We start from the raw sequence: 11,908 nt of genomic DNA, 5'->3' as shown, positions 1-11,908 counted from the left end.
GTTACTTTGAGAAGTTACAGGTTTTTAAAAATTGCAAGTCAATAAGGAATTTTCAGATAATTATTGAAAAAGAGACGTTTTTATGTTATAATGATAGCGATTAAATTCGAGGTGAAAAATGGCACATTTATTAGAAAAAACAAGAAAGATTACATCAATTTTGAAGCGCTCAGAGGAGCAGTTGCAGGATGAGCTGCCTTACAACGCTATTACGCGTCAGTTAGCGGATATTATTCATTGTAATGCCTGCATTATCAATAGTAAGGGACGTCTGCTTGGCTATTTTATGCGTTATAAAACAAATACAGATCGCGTAGAGCAATTCTTCCAAACTAAGATTTTCCCAGATGACTACGTTCAAGGGGCTAATATGATTTACGAAACAGAAGCAAACTTGCCTGTTGAGCATGATATGAGTATTTTCCCTGTTGAGAGTAGAGATGATTTTCCAGATGGCTTGACGACTATTGCACCGATTCATGTATCGGGGATTCGCCTTGGTTCTTTGATTATTTGGCGCAATGATAAAAAATTCGAAGATGAAGATTTGATTTTGGTTGAGATTGCCAGTACCGTTGTTGGGATTCAGCTTCTTAACTTCCAGCGTGAAGAAGATGAGAAAAATATCCGTCGCCGTACTGCTGTTACCATGGCGGTTAATACCCTTTCTTACTCAGAACTTCGTGCAGTTTCCGCAATTTTAGGGGAATTAAATGGAAATGAAGGGCAGTTAACTGCGTCTGTAATTGCAGACCGTATCGGAATTACCCGCTCTGTGATTGTCAATGCCCTTCGTAAACTTGAGTCCGCTGGGATTATTGAAAGTCGCTCGCTTGGAATGAAGGGAACCTACCTTAAGGTCTTGATTTCAGATATTTTTGAAGAAGTGAAGAAAAGAGATTACTAATGACTAAAGCTTTGATTTCGATTGATTATACAGAAGATTTTGTTGCCGACAGTGGTAAATTGACAGCAGGTGCTCCAGCTCAAGCTATTTCGGAAGCCATTAGCAAGGTGACTCGATTAGCTTTTGAACGCGGAGATTACATCTTCTTTACTATCGATGCTCATGAAGAAAACGATTGTTTCCATCCAGAAAGTAAACTATTCCCGCCTCATAATCTGATTGGGACTAGTGGACGGAATTTATATGGAGATTTGGGGATCTTTTATCAAGAGCATGGTTCAGACAGTCGTGTCTTTTGGATGGATAAACGCCATTACTCAGCTTTTTCAGGGACTGACCTAGATATTCGTTTGAGAGAGCGTAGAGTGTCTACAGTTATTTTAACAGGAGTCTTGACGGATATTTGTGTCCTGCATACAGCTATAGATGCCTATAATCTAGGATATGACATCGAGATTGTTAAACCAGCTGTTGCTTCTATCTGGCCTGAAAATCATCAATTTGCCCTAGGTCATTTCAAAAATACACTTGGAGCTAAGTTGGTAGATGAAAATCTAAATGAACTTTCTGAGTAATTTGGTAGATGAAATGAAAAATTTTGAAAAAAAGTGTTGACAAGTATCCCAAAAGTTGATATACTAGTAAAGTAATCGACGCGGGGATGGCGGAATTGGCAGACGCGCAGGACTAAGGATCCTGTGACCGCTTTAGGTCGTGAGGGTTCAAGTCCCTCTCTCCGCATAGGATAAGAGTTAGCTTAGGCTAGCTCTTTTGTATTTCTCTAAAAAATTAGAATCCAGTCAAATGTAGTGGAGAATCAGCGAAAATATGGGAAAACTAATCCTTGTTTCTGCTTTTGTCTTTTGTATAGAAGAATAATAAAGATTATCTTCTTAAAATTCTCCGATATTCTCTAAAGTTTTGTGCAAGTTGCACAGAACTTTTTTGTTTTTTTGGTCACCTTGCCATAGAAATGTAAAGCGTTTTCATCTATAATATAATTATCAAAAGACAAAAGGAGTTCACCTCATGGTAGAATTAAATCTTAAAAATATTTACAAAAAATATCCAAACAGCGAACACTATTCAGTTGAAGATTTCAACTTGAACATCAAAGATAAAGAATTTATCGTTTTCGTAGGTCCTTCAGGATGTGGTAAATCAACTACACTCCGTATGATTGCTGGTCTTGAAGACATCACAGAAGGTACTGCATCTATCGATGGCGTGGTTGTCAACGACGTAGCTCCAAAAGACCGTGACATCGCCATGGTATTCCAAAACTACGCTCTTTACCCACACATGACTGTTTATGACAACATGGCTTTCGGTTTGAAATTGCGTAAATACAGCAAAGAAGACATCGACAAACGTGTGCAAGAAGCAGCTGAAATTCTTGGATTGAAAGAATTTTTGGAACGTAAACCAGCTGACCTTTCAGGTGGTCAACGTCAACGTGTTGCCATGGGTCGTGCCATCGTCCGTGATGCAAAAGTATTCTTGATGGACGAACCTTTGTCAAACTTGGATGCTAAACTTCGTGTATCAATGCGTGCTGAGATTGCGAAAATCCACCGTCGTATCGGAGCTACTACTATCTACGTAACTCACGACCAAACAGAAGCGATGACACTTGCAGACCGTATCGTTATCATGTCAGCAACTAAGAACCCTGCTGGTACAGGTACTATCGGACGTGTTGAACAAATCGGTACTCCTCAAGAAGTTTACAAAAACCCAGTTAATAAATTCGTAGCAGGATTCATCGGAAGCCCAGCTATGAACTTCATCAATGTGAAATTGGTTGGAAGTGAAATTATTTCTGATGGTTTCCGTTTGAAAGTTCCAGAAGGTGCTTTGAAAGTTCTTCGTGAAAAAGGCTACGAAGGTAAAGAATTGATCTTCGGTATTCGTCCAGAAGACGTGAATGCAGAACCTGCTTTCCTTGAAACATTCCCAGACTGTGTTGTAAAAGCGACTATCTCTGTATCAGAACTGCTTGGTTCAGAATCTCACCTTTACTGCCAAGTTGGTAAAGATGAATTTGTTGCAAAAGTTGATGCTCGTGACTACTTGCAAACAGGTGCAACAGTTGAACTTGGATTTGACTTGAACAAAGCACACTTCTTTGATGTAGAAACTGAAAAAACAGTCTACTAAAATAAATAAAATTCAAAGCACTACAAGAAAAGATATCTCTTTATCAATTGTAGTGGAGAGATATCAGTTAATCTAAGGAGAGAAACAAAATGCTTCTCTCCTTTTTGCTAGGGAAGTCATATTATGCATCTATCTTGTGATACCCTTTGAATAAAAATGGTCATCTTATTTGCCTTATAGGGTGACTAGCAGATGAAATATTGTTTTCTCTTTCTTCTTTACTAGAAAGTATGGTATAATAGAGAGTAAAAAACTTTGAAAGAAAGAAAAAGATGAATTTAAAAGATTACATTGCAACAATTGAAAATTATCCAAAGGAAGGGATTACCTTCCGTGATATCAGTCCTTTGATGGCTGATGGAAATGCATATAGCTACGCTGTTCGTGAAATTGTTCAGTATGCTACTGACAAGAAAATAGACATGATTGTAGGGCCTGAGGCTCGTGGATTTATCGTGGGCTGTCCAGTTGCCTTTGAGTTGGGAATTGGTTTTGCCCCTGTTCGTAAGCCAGGTAAATTACCACGTGAAGTCATTTCTGCTGACTATGAAAAAGAGTACGGTGTTGATACCTTGACTATGCATGCGGATGCCATCAAGCCAGGTCAACGTGTTCTTATTGTAGATGACCTCTTGGCAACAGGTGGAACTGTTAAGGCAACCATCGAGATGATTGAAAAACTTGGTGGTGTTGTAGCAGGTTGTGCCTTCCTTGTTGAATTGGATGAATTGAACGGCCGTGAAAAAATCGGTGACTACGATTACAAAGTTTTGATGCATTATTAATGAAAAACAGTCCCTAGGGCTGTTTTCTCTACATTAGGATATAAAAATAGACTATAGCTAGTTAGAGAAAAACTATAATTGAAAACTATATCTTCTTGCAGTATAATAAAAGGACTAAGTGTTTGAGATTTGGCTTCAAACATATGCAATGATTCCTGAAAGAATACAGTTAGGAGAGGGTTATGCCGATTCGAATTGATAAAAAATTGCCAGCTGTTGAGATTTTACGGACAGAGAACATCTTTGTCATGGATGATCAACGTGCTGCTCACCAAGATATTCGTCCTTTGAAGATTTTAATTTTAAATCTCATGCCACAGAAAATGGTCACAGAAACCCAGTTGTTACGCCACTTGGCTAATACCCCCCTACAACTGGATATTGATTTTCTCTATATGGAGAGCCACCGTTCTAAGACAACTCGTTCAGAGCACATGGAGACCTTTTATAAAACTTTTCCTGAAGTCAAGGATGAGTATTTTGATGGGATGATTATCACGGGTGCTCCAGTTGAACATTTACCATTTGAGGAAGTGGACTATTGGGAGGAATTTAGCCAGGTGCTTGAGTGGTCCAAGACTCATGTCTATTCGACGCTTCATATCTGTTGGGGGGCTCAGGCTGGGCTCTACCTACGCTATGGGGTAGAAAAATACCAGATGGACAGTAAGTTATCAGGTATTTATCCTCAGGATGCTTTAAAAGAAGGGCACCTTCTTTTTAGAGGCTTTGACGATAGCTATGTATCCCCTCATTCACGGCACACGGAGATTTCTAAGGAAGAAGTCTTAAACAAAACCAATCTCGAGATTTTATCAGAAGGGCCACAGGTTGGGGTTTCGATTTTGGCTAGTCGTGATTTACGAGAAATTTATAGTTTTGGGCATTTGGAATATGATCGTGATACCTTGGCAAATGAATATTTCCGAGATCGTGATGCAGGTTTGGATCCTCATATTCCAGAAAATTACTTTAAGGATGATGATGTCAACCAGACACCTTGTCTTTGTTGGTCTTCATCAGCAGCCCTCTTTTTCAGTAACTGGGTGAATTATGCGGTCTATCAGGAGACGCCTTTTGACTGGAGAAAGATAGAAGATGATGCATCCGCATTTGGGTATTTATAAGAGGAATTATGACATATTTAGACGCTTTTAAATCAGGGAACTTGGTTTTACCGAGTGCCCTGCTCTTGCATTTTAAGGAACTCTTTCCTTCTAGCGACGATTTTCTGGTCTGGCAATTTTTCTATTTGCAAAATACGACAGGCTTGGAAGAAATGTCGCCAAGCCAGATTGCTGAAAGGATTGGCAAGGAAATTTCGGATGTCAACCAGTCTATCTCTAATCTGACGGAGAGGGGACTTCTCCAGTATCGTACTATCGAATTAAATGGTGAAATCGAATTGCTTTTTGATGCTAGTTTGGCTTTGGAACGCTTGGACGACTTGCTTGGAGTCGCTGATTCAAGTTCAGACCAGTTGACACCTCAGAATCAGCTCAAGGATTTGGTGGAAACCTTCCAGCAGGAATTGGGACGCTTGTTGACACCTTTTGAGATTGAAGATTTGACCAAGACACTAAAGGAAGATGGAACCAGTGCTGACTTGATTAAGGAGGCTCTTCGTGAAGCTGTTTTAAATGGAAAAGCAAACTGGAAGTACATTCAGGCGATTTTGAGAAACTGGCGCCATGAAGGTATCAAAAGTGTGGCTCAAATTGAGGCTAAGCGGGCAGAAAGAGAAGCCAGCAATCCTCAGTTGACACAGGTATCTGTGGATTTTAGAAATGCCATGGATCTCTGGAAGGATTAATCGTTGGAAGCAGGCTTGAAATCCGAGTAAGATTTGCAAGCTGTGTCTAATTGTGATAAAATAAGTAGAAAATAAATTGAAAAAAGAGGTATGTGAAATGTCACGTAAACCATTTATCGCTGGTAACTGGAAAATGAACAAAAATCCAGAAGAAGCTAAAGCATTCGTTGAAGCTGTTGCATCAAAACTTCCTTCATCAGATCTTGTTGAAGCAGGTATCGCAGCTCCTGCAGTTGATTTGACAACTGTTCTTGCTGCTGCAAAAGGTTCAAACCTTAAAGTTGCTGCTCAAAACTGCTACTTTGAAAATGCAGGTGCTTTCACTGGTGAAACTAGCCCACAAGTTTTGAAAGAAATCGGTACTGACTACGTTGTTATCGGTCACTCAGAACGCCGTGACTACTTCCATGAAACTGACGAAGATATCAACAAAAAAGCAAAAGCAATCTTTGCAAACGGTATGCTTCCAATCATCTGTTGTGGTGAGTCACTTGAAACTTACGAAGCTGGTAAAGCTGCTGAATTCGTAGGTGCTCAAGTATCTGCTGCATTGGCTGGATTGACTGCTGAACAAGTTGCTGCATCAGTTATCGCTTATGAGCCAATCTGGGCTATCGGTACTGGTAAATCAGCTTCACAAGACGATGCACAAAAAATGTGTAAAGTTGTTCGTGACGTTGTAGCTGCTGACTTCGGTCAAGAAGTTGCGGACAAAGTTCGTGTTCAATACGGTGGTTCTGTTAAACCTGAGAACGTTACTTCATACATGGCTTGTCCAGACGTTGACGGTGCCCTTGTAGGTGGTGCGTCACTTGAAGCTGAAAGCTTCTTGGCTTTGCTTGACTTTGTAAAATAATCAGTAGCAAAAGCTAGGTGGAACAGCATTCAGGTGCCTGTTCCATTTTTTATAGGAGAGGAAAGATTGAAAACAAAAATTGTATGTATAGGGCTAGCAAGTCTCTGCTTACTTGGCGCAAGAGTTTCAGGAATTGCGGCAGATGAAACAAGTGGAAGCACAGTTTCAGAAAAATCTAGTCTATCAACAGGGACTTCATCAACTAGTAGCAATGAACAGAGAAACAGTGTCTCTGCCCACTGGGATGGGGATTATTATGTAAAGGCTGATGGTTCTAAAGCTCAAAGTGAATGGATTTTTGACAACTACTACAAGGCTTGGTTTTATATTAATTCAGATGGTCGTTACACGCAGAATGAATGGCATGGAAATTACTACCTGAAATCAGGTGGCTATATGGCCCAAAACGAGTGGATCTATGACAGTAATTACAAGAGTTGGTTTTATCTTAAGTCAGATGGGGCTTATGCTCATCAAGAATGGCAATTGATTGGAAATAAGTGGTATTACTTCAAGAAGTGGGGTTACATGGCTAAAAGCCAATGGCAAGGAAGTTATTTCTTGAATGGTCAAGGTGCCATGATGCAAAATGAATGGCTTTATGATCCGGCTTATTCTGCTTATTTTTATCTAAAATCCGATGGAACTTATGCCAACCAAGAGTGGCAAAAAGTGGGCGGCAAATGGTACTATTTCAAGAAGTGGGGCTATATGGCGCGGAATGAGTGGCAAGGCAACTACTATTTGACTGGAAGTGGTGCCATGGCGACTGATGAAGTGATTATGGATGGTGCTCGCTATATCTTTGCGGCTTCTGGTGAGCTCAAAGAAAAGAAAGATTTGAATGTCGGCTGGGTTCACAGAGATGGTAAACGCTATTTCTTTAATAATAGAGAAGAGCAAGTGGGAACCGAACATGCTAAGAAAGTTATTGATATTAGTGAGCACAATGGTCGTATCAATGATTGGAAAAAGGTTATTGATGAGAACGAGGTGGATGGTGTCATTGTTCGTCTAGGTTATAGCGGTAAAGAAGACAAGGAATTGGCGCATAACATTAAGGAGTTAAACCGTCTGGGAATTCCTTATGGTGTCTATCTCTATACCTATGCTGAAAATGAGACCGATGCTGAGAATGACGCTGAACAGACCATTGAACTTCTGAAGAAATACAATATGAACTTGTCTTACCCTATCTACTATGATGTTGAGAACTGGGAGTATGTGAATAAAAGTAAGCGTGCTCCGAGTGATACAGGTACTTGGGTTAAGATTATCAACAAGTACATGGAGACGATGAAGCAGGCGGGCTATCAAAATGTGTATGTCTATAGCTATCGTAGTTTATTACAGACGCGTTTAAAACACCCAGATATTTTAAAACATGTAAACTGGGTAGCGGCCTATACCAATGCTTTAGAATGGGAAAATCCTCATTATTCAGGAGAAAAAGGTTGGCAGTATACCTCTTCTGAATACATGAAAGGAATTCGTGGTCGTGTGGACGTCAGCGTTTGGTATTAAGATATAAGTTTGAAAAAGGAGTGTGCAAGAAAATTGCATCCTCTTTTTCTTTATTTTGTCGCAGTTAAGAGATGTGTAAGGGGACTGTGTTTTATTCTAAAGAATTCTTAAATTATCAGTCTATTGCAACTTTTCTCATGTGGGTCATTTGGCTTGCTATTGTCTTTCCTTAGTAGTATACTAAGGTAGTAATCATTAAGAAGTGGTTACAAAAAATAATGAACGAGGTAAAATAAAATGGTAGAATTGAAAAAAGAAGCAGCAAAAGATGTCGCAACATTAACAAAAGCAGCGCCAGTAGCATTGGCAAAAACAAAGGAAGTTTTGAATCAAGCTGTTGCAGATTTGTATGTAGCGCATATTGCTCTTCATCAAGTGCACTGGTACATGCGTGGACGCGGTTTTATGGTATGGCATCCAAAAATGGATGAGTACATGGATGCTCTTGATGGTCATTTAGATGAAATCAGCGAACGCTTGATCACACTTGGTGGAAGCCCATTCTCTACTTTGACAGAGTTCCTTCAAAACAGTGAAATCGAAGAAGAAGCTGGTGAATACCGTAATGTTGAAGAAAGCTTGGAACGTGTTCTAGATATTTATCGCTACCTCATCACTCTTTTCCAAAAAGCGTTGGATGTGACTGACGAAGAAGGCGATGATGTTACAAACGATATTTTTGTTGGTGCTAAGGCTGAACTTGAGAAAACAGTTTGGATGCTTGCCGCAGAACTTGGACAAGCACCTGGTTTGTAAGAAACAAGGAAACATAGATAAATCTGTAGGAAATTTCTTACAGATTTTTTCTATTTTGTAAGCTATTCCAAACCAGTCTTTTTTTGAGTTTTTTGATAAAATAGTACTATCAGTGAAAAGGATGGAAGCATGACTAAGAAAATCGTAGCTATTTGGGCCCAGGATGAAGAGGGTGTGATTGGTAAGGACAATCGTCTGCCTTGGCATTTGCCAGCAGAACTGCAACACTTCAAAGAAACAACTCTGAATCATGCTATCTTGATGGGACGGGTGACCTTTGATGGAATGGGGCGTCGCTTGCTTCCACAACGGGAGACCTTGATTTTGACACGTAACCCGGAAGAAAAGATAGATGGTGCGGCTACTTTTTATGATGTCCAGTCTGTCTTGGACTGGTATCAGGCTCAAGAAAAGAATCTCTACATTATCGGTGGGAAGCAGATTTTTCAGGCTTTTGAGTCCTATTTGGATGAAGTGATTGTCACTCAAATTCATGCTCGGGTGGAGGGGGATACCTATTTTCCTGAAGAGTTTGACTTGTCCCTTTTTGAGATAGTATCAAGCAAATCCTATACCAAAGATGAGAAGAATCCTTATGATTTTACCATCCAATACTGTAAGAGAAAGGAAGTCTAATGGAACGGAGTTTATTTGGTTTATTCACGGCTTTTCTGTGTTTCATCTGCCTTCTGGCAGGAGCACAGGCTTTTCGTAAAAAGCGTTACGGGCTTTCTATCCTCCTTTGGTTAAATGCCTTTACCAATCTGGTCAATAGTATTCATGCTTTTTACATGACCTTGTTTTAGATAGAATGACAGTATAGAATGGAAGGAAATCATGTCTACAAATAGAAAAAATGATATGATGGTTTATTGCTCATTTTGTGGCAAAAACCAAGAAGAAGTACAAAAAATAATTGCTGGCAACAATGCTTTTATTTGTAATGAATGCGTGGAGTTAGCTCAAGAAATCATTCGAGAAGAATTGGTTGAGGAAGTCTTGGCAGACTTGTCTGAGGTGCCAAAACCAATCGAACTCCTCCATATCTTGAACCACTATGTAATTGGTCAAGATCGTGCCAAACGTGCTTTAGCAGTAGCAGTATACAACCACTACAAACGCATCAATTTCCACGATACGCGTGAAGAGTCAGAAGATGTGGATTTGCAGAAGTCAAACATCTTGATGATTGGCCCAACTGGTTCAGGGAAAACTTTCCTTGCCCAGACCTTGGCTAAGAGCTTGAACGTGCCTTTTGCGATTGCGGATGCAACAGCTCTTACTGAAGCTGGTTATGTAGGTGAGGATGTGGAAAATATCCTCCTCAAACTCTTGCAGGCTGCTGACTTTAATATTGAACGTGCAGAGCGTGGCATTATCTATGTGGATGAAATTGACAAGATTGCCAAGAAGAGTGAGAACGTGTCTATCACACGTGATGTTTCTGGTGAAGGGGTGCAACAAGCCCTTCTCAAGATTATTGAGGGAACTGTTGCTAGCGTTCCGCCTCAAGGTGGACGCAAACATCCACAACAAGAGATGATTCAAGTGGATACCAAAAATATCCTCTTCATCGTGGGTGGTGCCTTTGATGGCATTGAAGAAATCGTCAAACAACGTCTTGGAGAAAAAGTCATCGGATTTGGTCAAAATAACAAGGCGATTGATGAAAACAGCTCATACATGCAAGAAATCATCGCAGAAGATATTCAAAAATTTGGTATTATCCCTGAGTTGATTGGACGCTTGCCAGTCTTTGCTGCTCTTGAGCAATTGACGGTCGATGACTTGGTTCGCATCTTGAAAGAGCCAAGAAATGCCTTGGTCAAACAGTACCAAACCTTGCTTTCTTATGATGATGTCGAGTTGGAATTTGACGACGAAGCCCTACAAGAGATTGCTAATAAAGCCATCGAACGGAAGACAGGGGCGCGTGGTCTTCGCTCCATCATCGAAGAAACCATGCTAGATGTCATGTTTGAAGTACCGAGTCAGGAAAATGTGAAATTGGTCCGCATCACTAAAGAAGCTGTCGATGGAACGGATAAACCAATCCTAGAAACAGCCTAGAGGTGACTATGGAACTGAATACACACAATGCTGAAATCTTGCTCAGTGCGGCGAATAAGTCCCACTATCCACAGGATGAACTACCAGAGATTGCCCTAGCAGGGCGTTCAAATGTTGGTAAGTCTAGCTTCATCAACACCATGCTGAATCGCAATAATCTGGCTCGAACATCAGGTAAACCTGGTAAAACCCAGCTTCTTAATTTCTTTAACATTGACGACAAGATGCGCTTTGTGGATGTTCCTGGCTATGGCTATGCCCGTGTTTCTAAAAAGGAACGTGAAAAGTGGGGGCGCATGATTGAGGAGTACCTAACGACTCGGGAAAATCTCCGTGCGGTAGTCAGTCTAGTTGACCTTCGTCATGACCCGTCAGCAGATGATGTACAGATGTACGAATTTCTCAAGTATTATGAGATTCCGGTTATCATCGTTGCGACCAAGGCGGACAAGATTCCTCGTGGTAAATGGAACAAACACGAATCAGCAATCAAAAAGAAATTAAACTTTGACCCAAGTGATGACTTCATCCTCTTTTCATCTGTCAGCAAGGCAGGGATGGATGAGGCTTGGGATGCAATCTTAGAAAAATTGTGAGGAAAAGAAAATGGCAAAAACAATTCATACAGATAAGGCCCCAAAGGCTATCGGACCATATGTTCAAGGAAAAATCGTTGGCAACCTTTTGTTTGCTAGTGGTCAAGTTCCTCTCTCTCCTGAAACTGGGGAAATCGTTGGAGAAACGATCCAAGAACAGACAGAACAAGTTTTGAAAAACATCGGTGCTATTTTGGCAGAAGCAGGAACTGACTTTGACCATGTTGTCAAAACAACTTGTTTCTTGAGCGATATGAACGACTTTGTTCCTTTTAACGAGGTTTACCAAACGGCCTTTAAAGAGGAATTTCCAGCTCGTTCAGCAGTAGAGGTAGCTCGTCTTCCTCGTGATGTAAAAGTCGAAATTGAAGTCATCGCAGAGATTGGATAAGCTAGTTGAAGTTTGGTGTTGCCAAACTTCTTTTGATATAAGGAGAAAAA

14 protein-coding genes and 1 tRNA gene are annotated in these 11,908 nt (G+C 40.4%); all 15 read left to right on the top strand.

Features of this window, described 5'->3' with window-relative positions; genetic code table 11:
• Positions 1-118: 118 nt before the first annotated feature.
• The 15 genes from codY to HT711_RS06615 all read left to right on the top strand — a co-directional run bounded on the left by codY (position 119) and on the right by HT711_RS06615 (position 11,858).
• A complete protein-coding gene (codY, locus tag HT711_RS06685) occupies positions 119-907 on the top strand; it encodes a GTP-sensing pleiotropic transcriptional regulator CodY (RefSeq protein WP_000940732.1) in 789 nt (262 codons plus the stop codon).
• The gene (locus tag HT711_RS06680) at positions 907-1,482 is read left to right on the top strand and encodes an isochorismatase family cysteine hydrolase (RefSeq protein WP_000158736.1); all 576 of its coding nucleotides are present in this window, start codon (positions 907-909) and stop codon (positions 1,480-1,482) included. The genes codY and HT711_RS06680 overlap by 1 nt, the downstream gene beginning before the upstream one ends.
• An 80-nt stretch (positions 1,483-1,562) precedes the next feature.
• Positions 1,563-1,648: transfer RNA gene (locus HT711_RS06675), tRNA-Leu, on the top strand.
• A 288-nt stretch (positions 1,649-1,936) separates the two neighbouring features.
• The gene (gene ugpC, locus HT711_RS06670; protein WP_000229957.1) at positions 1,937-3,067 is read left to right on the top strand and encodes a sn-glycerol-3-phosphate ABC transporter ATP-binding protein UgpC; all 1,131 of its coding nucleotides are present in this window, start codon (positions 1,937-1,939) and stop codon (positions 3,065-3,067) included.
• Positions 3,068-3,339: 272 nt separating this feature from the next.
• Entirely contained in the window at positions 3,340-3,852 is a 513-nt protein-coding gene (locus HT711_RS06665) for an adenine phosphoribosyltransferase (protein ID WP_001049318.1), read from the top strand.
• A 182-nt stretch (positions 3,853-4,034) separates the two neighbouring features.
• A complete protein-coding gene (gene metA, locus HT711_RS06660; protein ID WP_173213481.1) occupies positions 4,035-4,979 on the top strand; it encodes a homoserine O-succinyltransferase in 945 nt (314 codons plus the stop codon).
• Positions 4,980-4,987: 8 nt separating this feature from the next.
• Complete coding sequence (locus HT711_RS06655) at positions 4,988-5,665, top strand: DnaD domain-containing protein (RefSeq protein WP_173226800.1); 678 nt, start codon at positions 4,988-4,990, stop codon at positions 5,663-5,665.
• Positions 5,666-5,762: 97 nt separating this feature from the next.
• Complete coding sequence (gene tpiA, locus HT711_RS06650) at positions 5,763-6,521, top strand: triose-phosphate isomerase (RefSeq protein WP_138702052.1); 759 nt, start codon at positions 5,763-5,765, stop codon at positions 6,519-6,521.
• Positions 6,522-6,554: 33 nt separating this feature from the next.
• Positions 6,555-8,045, top strand: a complete 1,491-nt coding sequence (lytC, locus tag HT711_RS06645) for a choline binding-anchored murein hydrolase LytC (protein ID WP_138702053.1) — start codon at positions 6,555-6,557, stop codon at positions 8,043-8,045.
• A gap of 237 nt (positions 8,046-8,282) precedes the next feature.
• A complete protein-coding gene (locus HT711_RS06640) occupies positions 8,283-8,801 on the top strand; it encodes a Dps family protein (RefSeq protein WP_050107673.1) in 519 nt (172 codons plus the stop codon).
• 129 nt (positions 8,802-8,930) lie between these two features.
• Positions 8,931-9,437: a dihydrofolate reductase gene (locus HT711_RS06635; RefSeq protein ID WP_173234794.1), complete on the top strand. Its 507-nt coding sequence runs from the start codon at positions 8,931-8,933 to the stop codon at positions 9,435-9,437.
• On the top strand, positions 9,437-9,607 hold the full coding sequence (locus HT711_RS06630; RefSeq protein WP_000442276.1) for a hypothetical protein: 171 nt from the start codon (positions 9,437-9,439) through the stop codon (positions 9,605-9,607). The genes HT711_RS06635 and HT711_RS06630 overlap by 1 nt, the downstream gene beginning before the upstream one ends.
• Before the next feature lie 31 nt (positions 9,608-9,638).
• Positions 9,639-10,871, top strand: a complete 1,233-nt coding sequence (clpX, locus tag HT711_RS06625; protein WP_000106341.1) for an ATP-dependent Clp protease ATP-binding subunit ClpX — start codon at positions 9,639-9,641, stop codon at positions 10,869-10,871.
• Between the two features lie 8 nt (positions 10,872-10,879).
• A complete protein-coding gene (gene yihA, locus HT711_RS06620; RefSeq protein WP_050089425.1) occupies positions 10,880-11,467 on the top strand; it encodes a ribosome biogenesis GTP-binding protein YihA/YsxC in 588 nt (195 codons plus the stop codon).
• 10 nt (positions 11,468-11,477) lie between these two features.
• Positions 11,478-11,858 (top strand): RidA family protein, encoded by a 381-nt coding sequence (locus HT711_RS06615; RefSeq protein ID WP_001140420.1) that lies wholly within the window; start codon positions 11,478-11,480, stop codon positions 11,856-11,858.
• The last annotated feature ends 50 nt before the right edge of the window (positions 11,859-11,908 follow it).

Source organism: Streptococcus sp. 1032 (assembly GCF_013277015.1).
Lineage (GTDB): Bacteria > Bacillota > Bacilli > Lactobacillales > Streptococcaceae > Streptococcus.
Note: the sequence above shows the minus strand (reverse complement) of the source record. Positions and strands in the feature narration are given on the sequence as shown.

Coding starts and splice junctions, on each gene's coding strand:
- codY (WP_000940732.1), top strand. CDS start 119: ATGGCACATTTATTAGAAAAAACAAGAAAGATTACATCAATTTTGAAG.
- HT711_RS06680 (WP_000158736.1), top strand. CDS start 907: ATGACTAAAGCTTTGATTTCGATTGATTATACAGAAGATTTTGTTGCC.
- ugpC (WP_000229957.1), top strand. CDS start 1,937: ATGGTAGAATTAAATCTTAAAAATATTTACAAAAAATATCCAAACAGC.
- HT711_RS06665 (WP_001049318.1), top strand. CDS start 3,340: ATGAATTTAAAAGATTACATTGCAACAATTGAAAATTATCCAAAGGAA.
- metA (WP_173213481.1), top strand. CDS start 4,035: ATGCCGATTCGAATTGATAAAAAATTGCCAGCTGTTGAGATTTTACGG.
- HT711_RS06655 (WP_173226800.1), top strand. CDS start 4,988: ATGACATATTTAGACGCTTTTAAATCAGGGAACTTGGTTTTACCGAGT.
- tpiA (WP_138702052.1), top strand. CDS start 5,763: ATGTCACGTAAACCATTTATCGCTGGTAACTGGAAAATGAACAAAAAT.
- HT711_RS06640 (WP_050107673.1), top strand. CDS start 8,283: ATGGTAGAATTGAAAAAAGAAGCAGCAAAAGATGTCGCAACATTAACA.
- HT711_RS06635 (WP_173234794.1), top strand. CDS start 8,931: ATGACTAAGAAAATCGTAGCTATTTGGGCCCAGGATGAAGAGGGTGTG.
- HT711_RS06630 (WP_000442276.1), top strand. CDS start 9,437: ATGGAACGGAGTTTATTTGGTTTATTCACGGCTTTTCTGTGTTTCATC.
- clpX (WP_000106341.1), top strand. CDS start 9,639: ATGTCTACAAATAGAAAAAATGATATGATGGTTTATTGCTCATTTTGT.
- yihA (WP_050089425.1), top strand. CDS start 10,880: ATGGAACTGAATACACACAATGCTGAAATCTTGCTCAGTGCGGCGAAT.
- HT711_RS06615 (WP_001140420.1), top strand. CDS start 11,478: ATGGCAAAAACAATTCATACAGATAAGGCCCCAAAGGCTATCGGACCA.